General features: G+C 74.1%; 20 protein-coding genes. 6 read left to right on the plus strand and 14 right to left on the minus strand.

Going from position 1 to position 19921, the window contains the following annotated elements:
* Positions 1–21: 21 nt before the first annotated feature.
* From ACQP1P_RS12565 to ACQP1P_RS12590, 6 genes are all read right to left on the minus strand, one after another.
* Positions 22–1284 carry a beta-ketoacyl-[acyl-carrier-protein] synthase family protein gene (locus ACQP1P_RS12565; RefSeq protein WP_433086192.1) on the minus strand — a complete coding sequence of 421 codons (1263 nt, stop codon included), beginning with the start codon at positions 1282–1284 and terminating at the stop codon, positions 22–24.
* Positions 1281–1739, minus strand: a complete 459-nt coding sequence (locus ACQP1P_RS12570) for a beta-ketoacyl synthase chain length factor (protein WP_433086194.1) — start codon at positions 1737–1739, stop codon at positions 1281–1283. The genes ACQP1P_RS12565 and ACQP1P_RS12570 overlap by 4 nt, the downstream gene beginning before the upstream one ends.
* Positions 1736–2803 carry a beta-ketoacyl synthase N-terminal-like domain-containing protein gene (locus ACQP1P_RS12575; RefSeq protein WP_433089980.1) on the minus strand — a complete coding sequence of 356 codons (1068 nt, stop codon included), beginning with the start codon at positions 2801–2803 and terminating at the stop codon, positions 1736–1738. Before ACQP1P_RS12575 ends, ACQP1P_RS12570 begins: the two co-directional genes overlap by 4 nt.
* Before the next feature lie 73 nt (positions 2804–2876).
* Positions 2877–3119 carry a hypothetical protein gene (locus ACQP1P_RS12580; protein ID WP_433086196.1) on the minus strand — a complete coding sequence of 81 codons (243 nt, stop codon included), beginning with the start codon at positions 3117–3119 and terminating at the stop codon, positions 2877–2879.
* Between the two features lie 2 nt (positions 3120–3121).
* Positions 3122–3397, minus strand: coding sequence for an acyl carrier protein (locus ACQP1P_RS12585; RefSeq protein ID WP_433086198.1), 276 nt, complete (start codon positions 3395–3397; stop codon positions 3122–3124).
* The gene (locus ACQP1P_RS12590; protein ID WP_433086200.1) at positions 3394–4824 is read right to left on the minus strand and encodes a class I adenylate-forming enzyme family protein; all 1431 of its coding nucleotides are present in this window, start codon (positions 4822–4824) and stop codon (positions 3394–3396) included. Before ACQP1P_RS12590 ends, ACQP1P_RS12585 begins: the two co-directional genes overlap by 4 nt.
* Positions 4825–5551: 727 nt before the next feature.
* Between ACQP1P_RS12590 and ACQP1P_RS12595 the strand changes: the two genes are divergently transcribed.
* From ACQP1P_RS12595 to ACQP1P_RS12615, 5 genes are read left to right on the plus strand one after another with little or no spacing between them, the layout of a single operon-like run.
* Positions 5552–6457: a methyltransferase domain-containing protein gene (locus ACQP1P_RS12595; RefSeq protein ID WP_433086202.1), complete on the plus strand. Its 906-nt coding sequence runs from the start codon at positions 5552–5554 to the stop codon at positions 6455–6457.
* A 2-nt stretch (positions 6458–6459) separates the two neighbouring features.
* Complete coding sequence (locus tag ACQP1P_RS12600) at positions 6460–6738, plus strand: hypothetical protein (protein WP_433086204.1); 279 nt, start codon at positions 6460–6462, stop codon at positions 6736–6738.
* The gene (locus tag ACQP1P_RS12605; RefSeq protein WP_433086206.1) at positions 6735–7889 is read left to right on the plus strand and encodes a glycosyltransferase; all 1155 of its coding nucleotides are present in this window, start codon (positions 6735–6737) and stop codon (positions 7887–7889) included. Before ACQP1P_RS12600 ends, ACQP1P_RS12605 begins: the two co-directional genes overlap by 4 nt.
* 10 nt (positions 7890–7899) lie before the next feature.
* Positions 7900–8655: an ABC transporter permease gene (locus tag ACQP1P_RS12610; protein ID WP_433086208.1), complete on the plus strand. Its 756-nt coding sequence runs from the start codon at positions 7900–7902 to the stop codon at positions 8653–8655.
* 28 nt (positions 8656–8683) lie between these two features.
* Positions 8684–9637 (plus strand): ATP-binding cassette domain-containing protein, encoded by a 954-nt coding sequence (locus ACQP1P_RS12615; protein WP_433086210.1) that lies wholly within the window; start codon positions 8684–8686, stop codon positions 9635–9637.
* 261 nt (positions 9638–9898) lie between these two features.
* Here ACQP1P_RS12615 and ACQP1P_RS12620 read toward each other — a convergent pair whose 3' ends face one another.
* Complete coding sequence (locus tag ACQP1P_RS12620; RefSeq protein WP_433086212.1) at positions 9899–11320, minus strand: FAD-binding oxidoreductase; 1422 nt, start codon at positions 11318–11320, stop codon at positions 9899–9901.
* A gap of 164 nt (positions 11321–11484) precedes the next feature.
* Here ACQP1P_RS12620 and ACQP1P_RS12625 point away from each other — a divergent pair, with 164 nt between their 5' ends.
* The gene (locus tag ACQP1P_RS12625) at positions 11485–12354 is read left to right on the plus strand and encodes a fructosamine kinase family protein (RefSeq protein ID WP_433086214.1); all 870 of its coding nucleotides are present in this window, start codon (positions 11485–11487) and stop codon (positions 12352–12354) included.
* A gap of 249 nt (positions 12355–12603) precedes the next feature.
* Here the strand turns inward: ACQP1P_RS12625 and ACQP1P_RS12630 are convergent, their stop codons facing one another.
* From ACQP1P_RS12630 to ACQP1P_RS12660, 7 genes are all read right to left on the minus strand, one after another.
* Positions 12604–13206: an HD domain-containing protein gene (locus tag ACQP1P_RS12630; protein ID WP_433086216.1), complete on the minus strand. Its 603-nt coding sequence runs from the start codon at positions 13204–13206 to the stop codon at positions 12604–12606.
* Between the two features lie 184 nt (positions 13207–13390).
* Complete coding sequence (locus ACQP1P_RS12635) at positions 13391–14026, minus strand: hypothetical protein (protein WP_433086218.1); 636 nt, start codon at positions 14024–14026, stop codon at positions 13391–13393.
* Positions 14027–14121: 95 nt separating this feature from the next.
* A complete protein-coding gene (locus ACQP1P_RS12640; protein WP_433086220.1) occupies positions 14122–14463 on the minus strand; it encodes a hypothetical protein in 342 nt (113 codons plus the stop codon).
* Between the two features lie 135 nt (positions 14464–14598).
* The gene (locus ACQP1P_RS12645; protein ID WP_433086222.1) at positions 14599–16605 is read right to left on the minus strand and encodes an SIR2 family protein; all 2007 of its coding nucleotides are present in this window, start codon (positions 16603–16605) and stop codon (positions 14599–14601) included.
* Positions 16606–16622: 17 nt separating this feature from the next.
* Positions 16623–17891, minus strand: a complete 1269-nt coding sequence (locus ACQP1P_RS12650; protein ID WP_433086224.1) for a YqgE/AlgH family protein — start codon at positions 17889–17891, stop codon at positions 16623–16625.
* 13 nt (positions 17892–17904) lie between these two features.
* On the minus strand, positions 17905–18261 hold the full coding sequence (locus tag ACQP1P_RS12655) for an effector-associated constant component EACC1 (RefSeq protein WP_433086226.1): 357 nt from the start codon (positions 18259–18261) through the stop codon (positions 17905–17907).
* Between the two features lie 84 nt (positions 18262–18345).
* Complete coding sequence (locus tag ACQP1P_RS12660; protein ID WP_433086228.1) at positions 18346–19869, minus strand: CHAD domain-containing protein; 1524 nt, start codon at positions 19867–19869, stop codon at positions 18346–18348.
* Between the last annotated feature and the right edge of the window lie 52 nt (positions 19870–19921).

Below are 19921 nucleotides of genomic sequence, written 5' to 3' on the forward strand. Positions count from 1 at the left end.
CCTTTCGGGTTTCGGGGCGGGTCAGGCCTTCGTCCACTCGTTCGTCGGCCGGGTGCCGGGCGGAGCGAACACGAGGCTCACGTTGTGGCCGCCGAAGCCGAAGGAGTTGGACAGCGCATGGGTCACCGGCGCCGTGCGGGGTGCGCGCAGGTGGTCCAGGTCGCAGGCCGGATCGGGCTCGTCGAGGTTGTGCGTCGGCGGCAGCACGCCGCGGCGCAGAGCCTCCACCGTCACCGCCGCCTCGGCCACCCCGGAGGCGCCGAGCATGTGCCCGGTGACGCCCTTGGTGGAGCTGACCGGCGGGGTGTGCGGGCCGAACACGGCGCGGATGGCGAGGGACTCGGCGACGTCGCCGAGCTTCGTCGAGGTGCCGTGCGCGTTGACGTACCCGATGTCGGTGGGGGACAGCCCGGCGTCGGCGACGGCACGGCGCATGCACTCGGCCGCGGCGGTGCCGTCGGGGCGCGGCGTCGTCGGGTGGTGCGCGTCGTTCGTCGCGCCCCAGCCGAGCAGGTCGGCGTGGCGGGTGGCGCGGCGGGCGTCGGCGTGCTCGGGGCGCTCCAGGATCACGACCCCGGCGCCCTCGCCCAGCACGAGGCCGTTGCGGCGCCGGTCGAACGGGCGGCTCGCCTCGGCCGGGTCGGCCCAGCCGCGGGCCAGGGCGCGGGCGTTGCCGAAGGTGTCGGCCAGCGTCGGGAACAGCGGGGCCTCGCTGCAGCCGCAGACGACCACGTCGGCCTCGCCGGCGCGCAGCAGCCGCAGGCCCTCGCCGATGGACTGGGCGCCGGCGGCGCACGCGGTGCCGACCGAGGAGCTGAAACCCATGAAGCCGTACCGCATCGCCACCCGGGCCGCGCCCATGTTCGGCAGCATCCCGGGCAGCAGGTACGGGCTCACCCCGGCCCGGCCGCGCCGGTCGCGCTGCACGGCCTGCGCGTCGAGGGTCGCCAGGCCCCCGGTGCCGGAGAGGATGACGGCCACCCGGTAGGGGTCGACGTCGCGCCCGGCGACGATCCCGGCGTCGGCGAGCGCGGCCTCGGCGGCGGCGAGGGCCATCACGATGTACCGGTCGACGAGCCGCGCGTCCGGGCCGGGCAGCACCGAGCGCGGGTCGATCGCGGGGCCGAACGCGGCCACGTCCACGGAGCCGGCCAGCGGATGGTCCTGCGGCGGGCGGGACAGCCCCGATCGGCCCTCGCACATCGCGTCGAAGACCTCGGCGGCCGTACCGCCGACGGGCGTGACGAGTCCGATGCCGGTGACGGCGGCGTGGCGCGCGCTCATGGTGTTCCTTCCGAGAGCAGCACCGCGGTGACGGGGTCCGCGGTGACGTCGATGAGCAGCACCCGCCGGGCGTCCTCGTCGGCCAGCAGGCCCCGGGCCGAGTCGAGCGCCGATGCGGTGTCGCACAGGCAGCTCACCGGGCCGGTCAGCCCCCACTTGGCGGCGACGTGGCCGAGCACGGCGTTGGGCACCGACTGGAAGAAGAACAGCGGCCCGATCCGGGTGCCGGCGTCGACCGCCTTGGCCACGTGCTCGGCGCTGGCGATGTCACCCTCGTCGCTCACCAGCATCACCGCGGTCTCCGGCTCCGGGCCGGGGGCCGCTTGCAGGCAACGCCCGGCGACGGCGGCGATGAGCGGGTTGAAGTCCGAGTGCACGAACCCGGCGAGCTTCGGCGGCTCCACGTCGCGGGGCCACTCGGCCGACGTGAGGACGGTGAGGGTTAAGCCACTCATGCCATGCCCACCAGCAGCGCGGTGTTGGCGCCGCCGAACGCGGCGTTGAGGCTGAGCGCGTAGCCGGGCCCGGCCGGACGTGACGCGCCGAGCACGAGCTCGAGCGCGCAGTCCTCGTCGGGCTCCAGGTAGCCCGCGTTGACCGGCAGCAGCCCGCCGCGCAGCGCGTGCAGGGTCACCGCGAGCTCGAGCAGGCCGGAGGCCTCCAGCGCCTGCCCGTGCAGCGCCTTGGTCGACGACACCGGCACCGTCGCGGCGTGCTCGCCCAGCGCGGCGCGCAGCGCGAGGGTCTCCGCCGCGTCGCTCTGCGCGGTGCCGGAGCCGTGCGCGTTGACGTAGCCGACCTCGCCGGGCTCGGCCCCGGCCCGGCGCAGGGCGCCCGCGATGGCCCGGGCGAGCCCGCGGCCCTGCGGATGCGGCTGGCACGGGTGGTGCGCGTCCCCGGCGCGGCCCCAGCTCGACCAGGCGGGCGAGGGCTCGATGCCGCGCTCGCCGGCCGCCGCCGCGGACTCCAGCACCACGGCGCCGGCCCCGTCGCCGAGCAGCAGGCCGCGGCGGCCGGCGCTGAACGGGCGGACCTGCCCGTCGGCGGCGAACGCGCGGCCGGCGTCGAAGAGGGCGTACTGGTCGGGCTCGACCAGGTACCCGCCGGCGACCACGACCCGTTCCGCCTCGCCGCGCGCGATGATCCCGGCGGCGTCCGCGATCGCGGTGCTCGCCGCGACGCACGCGGAGGTGTAGGCGCGCGACGGCCCAAGCCCGGTGTTGCGCGCCAGGCCGTCGGCGAACGCGCTGCCGCCGTGGCGGGGCCGCTGCGCCGGGGCCGAGCGGGCCAGCCGCGGGTCGCCGTGCACCGCCAGGAACAGCGGCGCGCCGGCCCGCTCGGCGGTGCCCAGCTTCGCCTCGTCGCAGGCCTCGTCGAGCAGCCACCACAGCTCGTCGTCGAGGTCGGGGTCGCCCGGCAGCGTGGCCGCGACGCCGACCCGGCGGCCGGCGACGTCGAAGCGGGTGACGGGCGCGAACGCCGGCCGGCCGGCGTCCAGGCCGGCGGCGAGCGCGCCCATGCCCCGGCCGAACGCGCTGAGCACGGCCAGGCCGGTGATCAGCACGTCCGTCTTGCCCTTGCTGTTCACGACGTCACCGGGCGCCCGTCTCGGCCTGTAACTGCGCCAGGACCGCGACGGCACCGTCCACGGTGGACATGCGGGCCAGCTCCTCGTCGGAGAGCTCCAGCACGGTGCCGTAGTGCTGCTCGAGCTGGTGGATGAGCCAGGCCAGCTCGAGGGAGTCGATCCCCTCCGCGACGTCCTCGCGGCGCCGGTCACCGTAGGTGGCCAGCATCGCGACGACCTCGTCGCGGGACGGTGCCGAAGGTGCCACCGTCAGCTGCCCGCGGCCGCGGGGGCCCGGCGCTCGGCGACGGCGGCGATGAACTCGCCGACGGTCATGCTCGCGAGCTTCTCGGCCTCGTCGTCGTCGAAGCGCACGCCGAAGCGGTCCTCGACGCGGACCGCGAGCTCGGCGAGCGACAGCGACTCGAGGTCGGCGCCGGCCGGGCCGAGCGCGGTGTCGTCGTCGATGTCCTCGGTGCTGTAGTTCATCTCGGTCAGCGAGTCCAGCAGGAACTGCCGGATCTCGGTGGCGGTGTCCTCGCTCATGCCTCGGTGTTTCCTTCCTTCACGGACGCCGCGACCAGCAGGGCGCGGTCGCGGACGAGCTTGCCGGTGGCCGTGCGGGGCAGCTGCTGCACGACCCGCAGCACCCGCGGGCGCTTGAAGGCGGCGAGGCGCCGGGCGAGCTCGGCCTGGACCTGCTCGGCGGTGGCGTCCTCGCGCAGCATCACGTACGCCTCGATGTTCTTGGACGCCTGGTCGTGGGTGACGACGGCGGAGGCGACGCCGGGCAGCGCGGCGAGGGTGTGCTCGACCTCGGTGAGGTCGACCTTCAGCCCGCCGACGGAGACCTGCGAGTCGTTGCGGCCCTGGATGCGCAACCGCCCGGTGGCGGGGTCCACGGTGCCGGCGTCGCGGGTGTGCAGCCAGCCGTCCGCCCAGCGGAGCGGGTCGGACAGGCCCAGGTACGGCGACTCGGCCAGCGACACGAGCAGCTCGCCGTGCTCCTCCCGCACCCGCAGGCCGGGCGCCGGGGTCAGGGCCGGGCGGTGCTCGCCGAAGAGGTCGGTGGCGATGACGCCGACCTCGGTCATGCCGTACATGTTGCCGAGGCGGATGCCGAAGCGGTCCGTGAACGTGTCGTGCACGCCGGCCCGCACGAGCTCGCCGCCGGTGGTCATCCCGGTCAGCTGGGGCAGGCGCGGCGGCGTCGGCCCGGATGACAGCAGCTCGATGTGGAAGGGCACGCCCAGCAGCGTGGTGGGCTCGGGACCGGCGGCGACCGCGGCGAGGATGCCGTCCGCGGTCATCCGGGCCGGCACGATCACCTGGGCGCCGGCGTGCAGCCCGTAGAGCAGGCCGCCGACGAGGCCGAGCACGTGGACCATCGAGGCCAGGCACACGATGCGCTCGCCGGGGCGGGGCACGCCGGCCCCGATGGCCACGTAGCGCTCCAGCTCCTCGACGAGGTTCGCGGCGGTGCGCCCGATGACCTTCGAGGGCCCGGTCGAGCCGGAGCTGAGCTGGACCAGCGCGTGCGGGGTCCCGGACGGGCGGCCCGGGTAGGTGGCGACGCGCTCCTGCACGTCCTGGAAGCCGCGCAGCGGGCCGCCGGTGGCGTGCTTGGCGGACACGACCGCCTGCGGGGCCAGCCGCTGCAGGGCGGCGTCGATCTCGAACGGGGTGAGCCGGTGGTCCAGCAGGGCGGCCCGGGCGCCCAGGCGCCAGCAGGCGAGCAGGTTCGCGACGAAGGCGAGCGACGGGGCGAGACAGATCGCCACCGAGTCGCCGGGGCCGTCCGCGCCGATGCCGGCCGCGGCCAGCACCGCCTGGCGCTGCTCGACGAGCCGGCGCAGCTCGGCGCGGGTCACCGGGGCGCCGAGGACCAGGGCGGGGGCGGCATCGGGGCGACCGGGCCCGCCGGCCAGCAGCACGTCGTCGACCCAGCTCGGGTCGAGGGCCGGTGCGGTCACCGCGGCACCCCCTTCTTCTCGTTGCGGCACGACGCATCGGCGGCCGGGGGCACCACGGCGCCGAACATGCCGGCGGAGCGGTGCGCCGGGGCCGCTCGGGCACACCGTGCGCAGGGTTGAGCCGCTGACCGGGCCGGCCCGCATCGGCCGCCGATCAGCGTGCGCATCCCGGGATGAACACACTGTGAAAAGATCGAGGGCAAGTGCGCCTGACGTCCGTCATCGTTGTCCGAACTCAGGTGCCCGCCGCATTGCACAATGAATGGGCACCTCGACTAGGGATAGACCTTACGCAATCGAAGTCGTTTGACAAGAGTGTGCAGCCTGAGCATGCGACGGGATGTCCGTTCTGTCACACCACCTCCCGGGAAAACTCGTTTGGATCGTTACGATCGGCATTCTTGCAACGGTGCTGGTCAGCGCGGGTGCCCGGTAGCTGTGCTCATCGGAATTTCGGACATTCGCCCCCATGTGCGGCCGCTTCGGGTCGAGCCGAGGTGTTTCGTCAGTTCATGCCGGCCCGAACGCGCGTTCATTCGGGCCATCGCGGATATATGGCCTGGACAGGTATCTCGCCGGCCCGCATACGTGCCTTTGTGGAAGTTCCACGGGCAAACTCCCGGTCATTGACAAGCGCCATCGCGGCGTTCATACAATGGCCGGGCTCGCGCCGCCATTGGGGTTCAGCGCGTACTTTCCCGGTACAGTATTTCGGAGATTTGCGACTGTGAAAGCCGATACCGGTTCCGCATACCCGTCCGCGCCCGCCGGACCGGGGCTCAACGCCGCGGTCGAGCGCTATTACGACACCACCCTCGACCTGTACGAGGACCTGTGGGGCGAGCACGTGCACCACGGCTTCTGGGACGCGGGCGAGCGTCCCGGCAGCGACGACGAGCGCCACGCCGCCACCGACCGGCTGGTGCGCGAGCTGGTCTCCTACGCCGGCATCCCGCCCGGCGCGCGGGTGCTCGACGTGGGCTGCGGCATCGGCGGCCCGGCGCTGTACCTCGCCGGCCCGCACGGCTGCACGGTCGAGGGTGTGACGCTCAGCGCCGCGCAGGCCGCCCGGGCCAACGAGAAGGCGGCCGCCGCCGGGCTCGGCGACCGGGCCCGCTTCCACCAGCGCGACGCGCTCGACAACGGCTTCCCGGACGCGTCCTTCGACGCGCTGTGGGCCGTGGAGAGCCTCATGCACATCGCCGACCGCGTGGCGTTCTTCGCCGAGGCGATGCGGCTGCTGCGCCCGGGCGGGATTCTCGCCATCGCCACCTGGTCGGTGCGCGACGGGGAGCTCGACGCCGAGGAGCACCGCGTCGTCGAGCAGATCCTGCGCCACCAGGTGATGCCGAGCTTCTCGTCGCTGGAGGAGCACGAGCGGCTCGCCACCGCGGCCGGGTTCACCGACGTGTCCAGTGTGGACTGGAGCGCGAACGTCGCCAACTCCTGGGAGCCGACCTTCGCCCAGGTGCGGGAGCTGGACAACGGCCGGGCGATGATGCGCGACCTGGCCCGCGACCGGGGCGTGGACGTGCTCGGCTTCTTCTACGCCGGCCCGCTGATGCTCAAGGGCTTCAGCACCGGCGCGATGACCTACGGCGCCGTGCGGGCGACGAAGCCGGCCGGGGACTGACCATGTCCACGCCGACGCAGCTCGCGGTCACGCACCTGCTGCGGGAGGTCACGGGGGAGGACGCCGCGTGGGCGGCCGCGATCGGCCCCGCGACGCGGCTCGACGGCGACCTGTTCCTGGACAGCCTCGAGCTGGCCGCGCTCGGGCACGGCCTCGCGGCCCGGTTCGGGCCGGCCGTCGACCTGGCCGGGTTCGTCGCCGGGCTCGACCTCGACGCGCTGCTGCGCCTGAGCGTCGCCGACGTCGCGTCCTATGTGGACAGCACTCGCGGTACGACATGAAGTTCTTGTTCCTGGCCCTGCCCCTGACCGGGCACGTCAACCCGATGGCGGCGGTCGCGGCCGTGCTGACCCGGCGCGGCCACGAGGTGCTGTGGGCCGGCTCGGAGTCGTTCCTGCGGCCGCTGCTCGGCGAGGCCGCGCACATCCACCCGATCCCGCTGCGCGCGCACCGCGGCCAGGCCGAGCGCGGCCTCGACGCGACCCGCTCGCGCTGGGAGGGCTACATCGTCCCGCACGCGAAGAGCACCCGGAAGGGCGTCGACGCGGCGATCGGGGCGTTCCGCCCGGACCTGCTCGTGGTCGACCAGCACGCGATCGCCGGGGCCGTCGCCGCGCACGCGCACGGCCTGCGCTGGGTCTCCGTCGCACCGACCACCATGGAGCTGACCCGGCCCTTCCGCCGCGGCCTGCCCCGGGTCGAGGAGTGGATCCTCGGGCAGCTCGCCGCGGCCTGGACCGCCGCCGGGCAGCCGGGCGAACCACCGCACGACCTGCGCTTCTCCCCGCACGGCACGATCGCCTTCACCGCGGGCGCCCTGGCCGGGGAGCCGGTCGGCGGGGTGCGGCTCGTCGGCCCGGCCCTGGCCGAGCGCGCGCCCGAGCCCGACTTCCCGTTCGACTGGCTCGACCCCGGCCGCCGGCACGTGCTCGTCACCATGGGCACCCTGTCGATGGACCTGGCCAAGGACTTCTACCGCCGCGTCGCCGAGGCCCTCGCGCCGCTCGGCGACCGGCTCCAGGCCATCGTGGTCGCCCCCGACGGCACGCTCGACGGACCCCCCGGCCACGTGCTCGTCCGCCGCCGCGTGCCGGTGCTCGAGCTCCTGCCGCACCTGCACGCCGTCGTCGCCCACGGCGGCCTCAACACGGTCTCCGAGGCGCTGGTGCACGGCGTCCCGCTCGTCATCGCGCCGATCAAGGGCGATCAGGCGCTCAACGCCGAGGCGGTGCGGGCGGCCGGCGCCGGCGTGCGGGTCTCCTTCGACCATGTCCGGCCCGAGGCGCTGCGCGGGCACCTGCTGCGGCTGCTCGACGACCCGGCGTTCGCCGCGGCCGCGCGGGCCGAGGGCGACCGGCTGCTCGCCGGCGGGGGAGCCGAGGCGGCGGCCGACATCCTGCAGGCACTGGCTCCGGCACACCACAACGATTGAGGCGATCCCCGTGAAAGTACTGCGCGACACCTGGCTCATCTTCCAGCGCAACATGCTGCTCATGCTCCGCTCCCCGCTGTGGGTCGTCCTCGGCATCGCGCAGCCGGTGGTGTACCTCATCCTGTTCGCCCCGCTGCTCAAGCCGGCCCTGGACGCCCCCACGATGCTCGACGCCTACCGCGTCTACGTGCCCGGCATGCTGGTCGCCCTGGCCATCGGCGGCGGCCTCTACGTCGGCTTCGGGCTGCTCGGCGACCTCGCCAACGGCAGCATCGAGCGGGCGCGGGTGACCTCCGTCAGCCGGGTCGCGCTGCTGCTCGGCCGGGCCCTGCGCGACGTGGTGACGGTCCTCGTCCAGGCGGTCATCATCACCGTGCTGTCGCTGCCGTTCGGGCTCATCCTCAACGTCGGCTACATCCTGCTCGGCTACGCGATCCTGGCCCTGATCAGCCTCGCGGCCGCCGCGATCTCCTACGGCATCGCCATCAAGGTGAACAACGCCAACGTGCTCGGCCAGGTCATCAACAACGTCGCCCAGCCGCTGATGCTGCTGTCCGGCACGCTGCTGCCGCTGACGCTCGCGCCGCTGTGGCTCAGGACGGTCGCCGACTACAACCCGTTCAACTGGGCCGTCACCGGGATGCGCAAGCTCTACGCGGGCTACCCCGGCGACGTGCACGTCTGGGGCTCCATCGTCTTCTGCGGCGCGGTCGTCGTCGTCGCCATCGTGTGGTCGTCGAGCCTCTTCGCGCGCTCGGTCAAGTAGCCCGCCTCGGTTCTCTCGGGAGATTGTCATGATCAAGACCAAGGGGCTCAAGAAGTCCTACAAGACCAAGGCGAAGCGCCAGACCACCGAGGTCGAGGCGGTCAAGGGGATCGACCTCGACGTCGCCGAGGGCGAGATCTTCGGCTTCCTCGGCCCGAACGGCGCCGGCAAGACCACGACCCTGCGGGTGCTGGCCACCCTCCTGCCGCTCGACGACGGCGAGGCCACCGTCGCCGGCGCGAACCTGCGCACCGAGCAGGCCGCCGTCCGCCGCGCGATCGGCTTCGTCGCGCAGGGCGGCAGCACCTCCGACGACGTCACCGCGCGGGAGGAGCTGATCCTGCAGGCGCGGATGTACGGCATGGGCCGCGCCGCCGCCGCCGCGCGCGCCGCCGAGGTCATCGAGTCCTTCGAGCTGACCGACTTCGCCGACCGCAAGTGCAAGACCTACTCGGGCGGCCAGCGCCGCCGGCTCGACATCGCGCTCGGCGTCATCCACCGCCCGCAGGTGCTCTTCCTCGACGAGCCGACCACCGGCCTCGACCCGCAGAGCCGCGCCCACATGTGGGACGAGGTGCGCCGCCTGCGCGAGGAGGGCATGACGGTCTTCATCACCACGCACTACCTCGACGAGGCCGACGCCCTCTGCGACCGCATCGCCATCATCGACCACGGCGAGGTCGTGGCCGAGGGCACGCCGGACGCGCTCAAGCGGGAGATCTCCGGCGACGTGGTGACCGTCGGCGTCGGCGACGCCGTCGAGGAGGCGGCGGCGCTGCTCAAGGCCCAGGCGTTCGCCCGGGACGTGGAGGTCCGCGACGACGGCGAGCTGCGGCTGACCGTCGAGTCCGGCGACACCGCGATCCCGCAGATCATGCGGGCGCTCGAGGGCGGCGGGGTCTCGCTGGCCACGATCGAGCTGCACCGCCCGACCCTCGACGACGTGTTCCTGACCAAGACGGGGCGCTCGCTGCGGGACTGAGCGCTTCGTCCGCGGATCACTGAGCGCTTCGTCGGCGGATCACACAGACGGGCGGCCCGCGCTGGGGCCGCCCGTCGTCCGTGTCCGAGCACGGAGAGGTCCGCCGCTCGAGGGAGCGCGGCGATCCGGTGGTGGTGCGGCTTTCCGGCCGGCGGCCGGTCCGAACCGCGCTCGGCCCGAGGCCTCGCGCGCCCGGCTGCCGGGCCGTTCCCTTCGAGCATCGTCCCGCCGCCGGGACGGTGTCAACCAGAGCTTTTTCAGTTAACTGTCGTGTCCGGAGTCCACAGTGGACAGCCGGATCGACTGGGGGTGGCGGAAGACGTCCTGCGGGTCGTACGCCGCCTTGACCGCCTGCAGGCGCGGGTAGTTGGCGCCGTAGTACGCCGCGGGCCAGTCCCGCAGATCGCGGTCGGCGTAGTTCTGGTACACCTCGCCGGTCAGGTGCGGCCGCAGCGCCTCGTGGAAGTCGTCGATCCACGCGACGTTCGCGTCCGTCTCCTCGTCGCCGGGCCACTGCGCGATCACCGAGACGTAGTGCAGGGCGCCACGGTGCACGAACGCGGTCGCGTCGGCCGGGACCCGGGCGATCGCGCCACCCGCGAGCAGGTCGAAGCGCACCATGGAGAACCCGGACGGCGCGCGGCGGAACCCCTCGACCAGCACGTCGAAGGCGTCCTCGTCGAAGCCGTCCTCCCGGAAGTACCCGCCGAGCCACTTCGACTGCAGGCCGTACACGATCTCCTCGCCCATGGCCGTCATCATGTCGAGGTAGCCGGTCTCGCCGATCGAGCTGAACAGCGGCTCCCCGAGCGCGTGCACGGGGGCGAACGCGGCCTCGGCCTCGGCGGGCGGCCCGACGTACATGCCGTACAGCCCGACGACGGGCTCGCCGTCCGGGTACGGCTCGGTGGTGAGCAGCAGGCAGAGCGCGAGCCGGTCGTCGGCGCGGTCCTTGTAGAGGTCGCGGTAGGCGGCGAAGACGTCCCGGGCCCGCTCGAACGGCCACGCGATCATGCCGCCGACGACGGTCTTGGGCAGCGGGTTGAGCCGGTACGTCAGGCTCGTCACCACCCCGAACCCGGCCCCGCCGGCGCCGCGCAGCGCCCAGAACAGCTCGGCGTGCTCGCGCTCGTTCACGGTCAGCCGCTCGCCGTCGGCGTTGACGAGCTCGACCTCCAGGAGGTGGTCGCAGCCGAGCCCGTACGTGCGGCCGAGCGGCCCGTACCCGCCGCCGAGGCTGTAGCCGGCGTTGCTGACCGTGGGGCACTCGCCGCCGGGCCCGGCGAGCCCGTACTCGAGGCCGTCGTCGCCGGTCTCGCTGTGCCCCGCGTAGGTGACCCGGTCGATCTCGCGCCACCCGACGCCGGGCCCGACCTTGACGGTCCTGGCCGCGGCGTCGAACTCGATCTGCCCCATCCCGCCGACGTCGACGACGACGCCACCCTCCACAAGGGACAGCCCGCTCGCGTGATGCCCGCCGCCGCGGACGGCGAGCGGCAGCCGCTGCTCGCGCGCGTACTTGACGGCCGCGGCGACGTCTTCGGCGCTGGTGCAGCGCGCGATGAGCGCGGGCCGGGTGCGCACGCGGGTGTTGAACAGCACGCGGGCGCCCTCGTACGCGGGGTCGTAGGGGGTGATGAGCTCGCCGTGGAAGTTCGCCAGGGGGGTCAGGTCCAACCGCACCGGCCGATCTTGTCACCGCGGGCACGCTTCGTCCACCGTTGCCGATCACTTCGGTGACGGCGCTGCCCGTTCCCGACGCCCCCGCGAAGCCCGACAATCACCGAAATATCCGCCCAATGTCCTGCGCCCGCACAGCCCGCAGCCGGCCGCGTACGGTGTCAGGCATGTCGATCGACCTCGTCCGCGACCAGGTGGCCGGCGCGGGCCTCGGCGAGGTGTGCGCCGTCGAGCGCGCCGCGGGCGGGTTCGCGGCCGAGTCGGCCCTCGTGCGCCTGCAATCCGGGCGGGAGGTCTTCGCCAAGACGCTGGCCGAGCCGCCGGGCGAGGACGTCTTCGAGGTCGAGGCCGAAGGGCTCGCGGCCCTCCGCGCGGCCGGGCTGGCCACGCCGGACGTCCTGGCTGTCGGCCGCCGTGTGCTGGTGCTGAGCCGCCTGCTGCCGCGGCGCGACGAGGCGGCGGCCTGGGAGCGGCTCGCGCACGACCTCGCCCGGTTGCACGCGGTGACGTCGCCGCGCTTCGGCTGGCATCGCGACGGCTGGCTGGGCACCCATCGGCAGGTCAACACCTGGGAGGACGACGGCCACATCTTCTTCGCGCGCCATCGGCTGCTGCGGTGGCTGCCGCACCCGAGGCTGCGCGGCAAGCTCGGCGGCCCCGACCGCCGGGCGCTTGAGCGGCTGTGCGACCGGCTGCCCGAACTCCTGCCCGAGCGCCCGGCGAGCCTCACACACGGCGACTGCTGGGCGCAGAACATCATGGCCACCCAGGACGGGCTGCCGGCCGTTGTCGACCCCGCCGTGTCATACACCTGGGCGGAGGTGGACCTGAGCCACTTGTGGTGCTCGCCGCACCCGCCGGCCGCCGAGCGCTTCTTCGCCGTCTACGCGGACGTCACCGGCCTCGACGCCGGCTGGCGGGAGCGCATGCCACTGCTGCACCTGCGCCAGCTGCTCGCGCTCGTCGCCATGTTCGACGACGACTGGGGCTCGACGGACGCGGTCCGCGGGCTGCTGGCGCCGTTCCGCGACCGATGACCGCCCGAGCCCGGCGGTTTTGTCGGCATTAGTCCGGTTCGTCACGTTCTCGCCCGCAACGCCGTCTCTCCGCCGGTCCTTGCCCGCAACGCCGTCCCTCCGCCGGTCCTTGCCCGCCGGGCGGCTGCTCCGCTTCCCGACGCCGAGCTGCCGGCACTGTTCGGCCGCCGGTGGTCCGCATCGAACCCGACCCGTCATTTGCGCCCGGCGGTCCCGGCCGGCGGTCGCGGGGCCGGTCGCGGCCGGTGGTCAGAACGGGGCGGTCGCGGCCGGTGGTTGCGGATCACCGGTGGCCGCGGCGAACTCGGCCACCAGGCGCCGCAGCCGGGTCACCACGGGCCGGTCCCCGAGCCTGCCTTCGAGCACCCCGAGCACCTCGCGGTAGTTCCATAGCAGCTCCCCGGCCGTGCGGGCGCTCCGCGCGAACAGTGCGGGCCCGAACCGGTGCAGATCGTCCACAAGGGACTGCAGGCTGCACACCTTGTCGGCCGCGATGACGAGCAGCGACTCGGCCCCGGCCTCCGAGCTCATGCGCCCGAGGTGCTCGCGCTTGCGCTCCCACCAGGTGAGGGCGCGCCGCTCGTCGGCGTCGGCGTCGGTGCAGTCGTGCACGATGCGGTACACCTCGTCGCCGAACGCCGCCCGCAGCTCGCCACGGCCCGTGGGCTGGTCCTCGAGCACGTCGTGCAGCAGGGCGCCGATCGCGGCCGTCTCGCCACCGCCCTCCTCCAGCACGATCGCGCACGTGGCGAGCAGGTGCGAGACGTACGGGGTGCCGGTGTTGTGCCGCACCTGCGCACCGTGGCGGCGGGCGGCGTAGGTCAGTGCCGCCTCGAACCTCGGTGACAGCAACCCGGTGCCCCCCCTCGGGGCGAGAGGAAGAATCGATCGCGCGGTGCACCACCCCGGTGGCGGCTCCCATATTTTCAGGCTTAGTTTAGCCGATGCGTCCTAATCGATCTCGTATTCGATCATCACTGGGTCACCATCGGTAACCGAGCCGTCGCGTAGCTTCCGTCACGGGGAGCGGCGGCGGTCAGGGGAGCATGGCGGCTATGTCCTCCAGCTGGCGCACCACCTCGGCCCGGCTCAGGCGGCGGCCCAGCTGCACCCCGCCCCGGGGCGATGGCTCGTCCTGCCGGTAGTACACCTGCGACTCGCGCTTCTCCCGGGGACCGCGCAGCACCAGCGTCGCGCAGGCCTGCGTCCGGTCCGTCACGGCCTGGTGCACGATCGTCGCCGTCGTCGAGTACTGGCCCCGCAGCGCAGCGCGCTCCACGGTCCGGAAGGGCTCCAGGCCGACGTCGCCGGTGAAGGAGACGTACGCGATCCGCCCGCCGAGGTACGGCCGGTAGGTGAAGCGCCGCCACGAGGCCGCCGACCGGGTCTCGGCCAGCTCGATGAAGTGCTGGCGGCCGCCCAGCAGGATCGAGCGGAAGGGGAAGCGATGGTCGTGCGGGCGGGACACGTGCTCGCGCTCGGCCGGGTCGGCGGGCCAGTAGTGCAGGGTGAGGCGGCTGCCGTCGGGGTACTCGGCGGCGACGATCTTCGTGAAGCCGTTGACGTGGCGGTAGGGGCGACCGGCGGGCTCCCGGCCGGCCCGGACCTCGGCGGTCAGCCGCTGCAGGAGTTCGCCCACGTCGAGGCGCGGGAGGAGCAACGTGTCACCCACGGCGCGTCCTTAGGTCGCGGTGAAGCTTGACAGCTGAAGCGTGGCACAGATCGGACGCGCGAACGTGCACCGGCCCGCGATACAACCTCGAAGGGCTAGCGCTTCGTGAACCGCTCGGCCGCGTCGATCACGCGCTTGAGGGTGTCGCCCGTCGCCTCGCGCAGCAGTCTCGCCGGGGAGCGGCCCGCGATGCCTGCGGCGCCCACCTCGCGCAGCCAGCCCGCCGCCGCGCCGAGCCGGTTGGCCCGTGCGAAGGCGTCGGCCACCTCGACCGCGCCCTGGATGCGCGCGCCGAACTCCGACCAGCGCCGCCGGTCGCCCCGCCACCGGCGGAACTCGCTCACCGTGGCGGCGCCCGCGATGTACGCCGTCAGTTCTTCGCCCAGTAACGACACGCAGCGATCAATCCCGCTCGCCGACAGGACCCCCACCGTCATGGCACAAACGCTACCCGCACAACGCGAGGTCAGCGACCCTACGCCTCCAGAACCGGACATATACGACAAATCCGATATGTCGCGGCGCGAAGCGCCCGACATATCGGCACGAAGCGTCCGACACCCGGGAGGAAACTACCCGAGATAGAAGGAGGACACGTCCGAGGCGAGCAGGTCCAGCACCGGCACGCCGGCGTCCAGGGCCGCCGCGAACGCCGACCAGGAGTCGAGGTGGTAGCCCCCCGCCTCCGGGAACGACGCCCCGGTCAGGTACCGCGGCAGCAGGAACGCGTTCTGCACGAGCCAGTGCACGTACCCGCCCTCCGAGCCCCATCCCGGCAACCCCCGAGTCGAGGACAGGTACGCGCGCAGCTCCTCCGGCGACGCCCACCGGACCATGCGCGACTCGTTCGTCAGGTGCTTGATGTACGGGTTGTAGAGCAGCGTCCCGCCGAGGCCGAAGTGCTCGCGGAACTGCTCCCACAGCAGGCGCTCGTCCGAACCCGCGTACGCCATCACCTCCGCCGCCGGCTCGGTCCGCAGCAGGTGATGCAGGTAGGACCAGGTGGTCAGCGGCGTCAGCAGCCGGTTCGCGTCCTTGCTCAGCAGCGTCTGCACGATCGCCCCGGCGTTGCGCTCAAGGTCGTGCAGGGCCAGGTGCGGCACGACCTTGATGGCGGCCAGCACGCTGTAGAGCGACGGGTTGCGCTCGCCGTAGAAGATCCGGGCCACCGACCACGGGTCCGTCGGGCGCTCCAGCGACACGGCCGCCGTGGCCACGTAGTCCTGCAGCGACGCCACCTCCGGGGCCGCGCCCGGGTCGACGCGGCGCATCCAGCGGGTGAGGTCGGCGGAGAACTCGGCGCTGAGCGCCTCCCGGCCGGTGACGCCGAAGTCGTCGAGGCACACGACCACGCGCACCCCGCGGGCGCTCAGCGCCGCCGCGGTCAGCGCCTGCACGGCGTTGATGAGCGACGCCCGGGCCCGCAGCCGGACCGGCCAGAAGAGCAGCCTGGGGCGCTGGGGCTCGGCCGCCCAGTCCACGCCCCAGCCGTAGCGCCGTTCGAGCTGGCGCAGCAGGGGCAGTACGGCTTCCGGGACGGTGTTGCCGGGCTGCGAGAACAGCTCGCGCTCCCACTCGAGGTGGCGCACCCGGCGGCGGGGGTCGGCCCGGGGACCGGCCGGGGGCACCTCGAGCCGGTCCGCGAGGCCGGTGAACAGGTCGTCGCCGTGGATGTCGGTGAAGAACTCGACCAGCCCGGCGAGGCGGTCGGGCAGCAGCAGCGGAGCCGCGTCGTGCAGCGCCCACAGCACCCGGACCGGCCGCGACGCCGCCACGGCCCGCAGGGCGCCGGTGACGACGTCGTCCCAGCCGCTGTACCCCACGACGAGCACGACATCGCCCGTGACCAGCTCCGCCAGGGCCCGCGAGTGGGCCTGCGACGCGGTGGCGTCCGGCGCCGGGTCGTGCAGCAGCGGCGAGCGCGTCTCCTCGCTGACCGGCCGCCAGAACCCGTTGAGGTGGAACACCTGCACGGCGCCCTCGCCCTCGGGGCGGCGGTCCGGCCGGCCGTCGGGCGCGACCGGGACGCTGAGCGCCTGCCGGCCCGTCTGGCGGACCGCGACCTCGAAGAGCGGGTCGAAGTTCGTGGTGAGGATGCTGTTGCCGAACTCGTCGGGCCGCCCGGCCAGCAGCCGCCCGACCGCCCGGACCCCGGCCGGCAGCTCCCACCAGTCCAGGCTGTTCTCGACCCGCTCGCCGAGGCGCAGGTCGACGCGCTGCCAGATGCCGTGCGTGGCCAGCGGCGAGGAGTTGAGATCGGGCGCCCGGTAGCCCGCGAGCACGGCCTGCTGGGCGACGACGTCGAACTCGCCGGGGGAGCGGCGGGCGGTGAAGACGCGGCGGTACGCGAGGTAGAGCTCGATCGGCAGCGCGTGCGGGTCCAGCCCCTCGCGCGCCTGCCGCAGCGCCTGCGTGAGCTCGCCGTCGTCGCCGAGGCCGGCCGCGTACCGGTCCGCCAGCTCGACGAGGTCGCCGAGCCCGGGCACGACCGGCATCGTCATCCCGGCACCGAGGACGAGCGTCACCGTCCCGCCGTGGCGGATCGCGGACACGATCTCGTCGATCAGCCTCAGTTCCATGCTCAGTCTCCCGGGCTCTACTCGCCCGCGGCCCGGGCGTGCAGGATCGTCCACAGGTCCCGCGGCCGGCTCGACAGCGCCTCGCGCACGTCGGCGTCGCTGAGCAGCAGCAGGCCCCCGTCGATGTCGGCCTCCAGCTGGTCGGGGCCCCAGCCGAGGTAGCCGGAGAACAGCCGCAGCCCGGCGATCACCGGCGCGAGCGGCTGCGGGTCGGCGGACAGGGCGATCACGCCGAGCCGGTCCTTCACCGGCCGCCACCGCAGCGGCGGCTCGACGTCGGGCCGCAGCCGGGCGACCGCGATGAACCCCTCGTACCGGCTCAGCGGCCCCGCGTCGAAGAGCACCGCCGGCGTGGTCAGCAGCCGCCGCCAGCCCTGCGGGATGTCGGCCGGCAGCGGGTCGGTGGTGGGCCGGTTGATCCGCACGCCGACGGCGCCGCGCCCCCGGTCGTGGCGCAGGATCAGCACCGCGGCCTGGCGCAGGTCACGGTCCTCGACGGCGGCGGTGGCGACCACGATCCGCCCGACGAGGTCGCGGTGGTGGCGGGCCGCGTTGTGCACCAGCGCGAGCTCGTCGCCGGCCGAGCGCAGCTCCGGCAGCTCGAAGCCGCGCTCGCGCAGCCGCAGGGTCACCTCGCGCCAGACGGTGCGCACGTCGAGCACCGCGGGCCGGTCGGGCAGGCCGCCGCGCAGCACCCGCAGCAGCTCGCCGGTGAACGCGGTGTACGGCTCGCCGGGCGGGGCCTGGGCGGTGCGGTTGCGCGGGGCCGAGACGAGCAGGCAGGTGTCGTCGGTGCCGGCCTGGTCCGCGACCGCCTGGCTGCCGGACTCCCCGGCGGCCAGGTGCCCCGCGGCCCGCCCGGCGTAGCAGCAGTCCAGGATCACCAGGCGGCGGCGGGCCCGGCTGCCGGCCACCGCGCGGCGGATCAGCTCGAAGGGCAGACCGGCCTCGTACGGTACGGCGGGATCGGTCTCCCGCAGCCCCAGCACGAGCGAGCCGTCGATCGGGTCGACCAGCCCGTGCCCGGCGAAGTAGACGACCAGCATCCCCTCGGGGGCCGTCTCCTCCGCCGCGCGGCGCAGCACCCGGGACACCTCCCGGGCGTCGTCGGGGTCGTGCAGCACCGTGCAGTGCTCGGGTGCCAGCCCCCAGAGCTCGGGGTCCTGCAGCACCCCGGCGAGCCCGTTGAGATTCCTCGTGATCGCCGGTACCTCGGGCAGCGCCGCGTACCGCGCCCCGCCGACGAGCACGGCCCGCGACGCGCGCGGGTCAGCCAGTTCCGCCACGGTGCCGCCCGGCTCAGCCGTCGAGCGCCCGCGCCGCGGCGGCGACGGCCGCCGGGTCGGAGGACTCGATGCGCACCGACCGCCCGTCGGGGTCGGTGCGGGTGAGCACGACCGCGGGGGCCAGGGGCCGCGTCCGGCGCCAGGCCGACACCGCGAGCAGCAGCTGCCCGACCGACAGCCCCGTGCCGAGCACCAGGCTGATGATCTCGACGGCCCCGGAGAGCTCACCGGGCCGCGTGGCCGTGGACAGCCCGATCTCGGACTGCACGATGCCGGACTCGCCGACCAGCCACCGCTGGAGGTTGAGCAACTCGTCGACGTCGGGCGTGGGGCCGTCCCCGAGGGGCTCGAGGTGGATCTGCAGCTGCACTGGTCAACCCGGGGTGAGAGGGATGCGGACTTCGAACCTTATCGAACCCGCGCATCCCCTGTCACCCGGTGCCGCGGCGGCGGCTCACCCGAACAGGGCCTTGGCCGCCTTGCGCACCTTGCGGCGGGCCTTGGGCACGTCGCGCAGGGCGAGCCGGCCGTGCTCGTCGGTGCGCGCGTGCAGCAGCCCGTAGGTGAACGCGTTCTCGCCGGCGCCGTACGCGCTGATGCCGTACTGCCGCAGCAGGTCCCCGGTCACCAGGGCGTCCTGGTGCGCGCCGAGCGCGTCCTGCAGGGCGGTGACCCGGTCGGCGAGGCGCTTGGCGGACTTGCCGGCGACGGGGGCGACGAGCTCGGCGGCGTAGCGGGCGCGCTTGTAGGCCTTGCGCGCCGCGTGCCGCCGCTGGTCGACGTCGGTGGCGGCGATGCCGGTGTCCAGCCCGGCGTCCGCGGCGGCCAGGCGGGCGTCGGCGCGGCGCAGGGCCTTGCGCGCGCGGCGCAGCAGCCGGCGGCGGGGCACCCGCTCGGGCCGGGCGGTGCGCAGGACCAGCGCGTCGATCGCGTCGAGCACGTCGGTGTACCGCCGGCTGTCCAGCCCCGCGACGAGCGCCCGGCGGGCCTCGGCGGCCCGCGCGGCGAGCAGGGACGTGATGCGCGCCGCGACCGGGCCGAGCACGAGCTCCGGCGGCTCGGCGTGCACGAGCGCGGCCAGGCGCTCGCTCATCACGTCGCAGTCGCGGACCTCGCCGAGCAGGCCGGTGACCCACTTGATCTCGTCGTGCAGCCGGTCCAGCGCGGCCGGGTCGTCCGTGCCGCCGGCGAGCAGCGGGCCGAACGAGCGCAGGGTGGAGCGCAGGCGCCGGGTGGCCACGCGCATCTTGTGCACCGCCTCGGCGTCGCCCTCGCGCACGTGCGGGTCGTGCTCGACGAGCGCGTCGCGCTGGGCGGCGAGGTAGGCGGTGAGCGCCCGGCGGGACTTCGAGCCGCGCAACCGGACGCCGACCGGCCGGGGGTAGTCGGGGCCGAGGGCCTGGGCGAGCTTCGACGGGCTGCTCGCGGGGCGCGCGCCGGCCCGGCGCAGGGCGGCGTCGAGGCGGTCGAGGGCGCCGGGGTCGCCGTCGACGAGCTCGATCTCCAGCTCGTGCCATTCGCGGGCGCCGCCGCCGTCGCGCAGCGACTCGGTGCTGACCCGGTCGTCGGCGAGCAGGGCGACGGTGCTGCCGTCGGCGGCCTTCAGCGCCCGCTCGACGCGGTGGGTGCGGATGCGGGCGACGGGGGCGAGGTCGGCCCCGCGGGTGAGCGCGCGGACCTGGTCGGTGACGGCCCGCGGCGGGGACTTCTGCCGGTTGTTCGCGGGCACCTGCAGCTCGCTGCGCTCGCCGCCGGCGGGGTGCTTCAGATGCCAGCCGGCGTCGTTGCCGCCGGTGCGCCTGCGCAGCGTGACCCGGCCCCGCGCCAGATGCAGCCCGGCAGTGTCGTAGTAGACGGCGTCGAGGCACTGGTCGTCGGGCTCACCGACGGCGGTGACCCCGCCGACTCCGGTGAGGTCGGGCAGGGCGAACCCGTCCGGCAGCTCGTACTTGCGTTCCACTTCAAGCTTTCCGGCCATGGCACCCATTGTCGCAGCGAACGCGGCACGTCGCGAACGTGGACGTGGGATA

Origin of the sequence: Dactylosporangium sp. CA-052675 (assembly GCF_050947935.1) — a bacterium.
GTDB lineage: Bacteria > Actinomycetota > Actinomycetes > Mycobacteriales > Micromonosporaceae > Dactylosporangium.

Coding starts and splice junctions, on each gene's coding strand:
- ACQP1P_RS12565 (WP_433086192.1), bottom strand. CDS start 1,284: ATGAGCGCGCGCCACGCCGCCGTCACCGGCATCGGACTCGTCACGCCC.
- ACQP1P_RS12660 (WP_433086228.1), bottom strand. CDS start 19,869: ATGGCCGGAAAGCTTGAAGTGGAACGCAAGTACGAGCTGCCGGACGGG.
- ACQP1P_RS12585 (WP_433086198.1), bottom strand. CDS start 3,397: ATGAGCGAGGACACCGCCACCGAGATCCGGCAGTTCCTGCTGGACTCG.
- ACQP1P_RS12645 (WP_433086222.1), bottom strand. CDS start 16,605: ATGGAACTGAGGCTGATCGACGAGATCGTGTCCGCGATCCGCCACGGC.
- ACQP1P_RS12615 (WP_433086210.1), top strand. CDS start 8,684: ATGATCAAGACCAAGGGGCTCAAGAAGTCCTACAAGACCAAGGCGAAG.
- ACQP1P_RS12575 (WP_433089980.1), bottom strand. CDS start 2,803: ATGGGCGCGCTCGCCGCCGGCCTGGACGCCGGCCGGCCGGCGTTCGCG.
- ACQP1P_RS12640 (WP_433086220.1), bottom strand. CDS start 14,463: ATGACGGTGGGGGTCCTGTCGGCGAGCGGGATTGATCGCTGCGTGTCG.
- ACQP1P_RS12605 (WP_433086206.1), top strand. CDS start 6,735: ATGAAGTTCTTGTTCCTGGCCCTGCCCCTGACCGGGCACGTCAACCCG.
- ACQP1P_RS12625 (WP_433086214.1), top strand. CDS start 11,485: ATGTCGATCGACCTCGTCCGCGACCAGGTGGCCGGCGCGGGCCTCGGC.
- ACQP1P_RS12600 (WP_433086204.1), top strand. CDS start 6,460: ATGTCCACGCCGACGCAGCTCGCGGTCACGCACCTGCTGCGGGAGGTC.
- ACQP1P_RS12570 (WP_433086194.1), bottom strand. CDS start 1,739: ATGAGTGGCTTAACCCTCACCGTCCTCACGTCGGCCGAGTGGCCCCGC.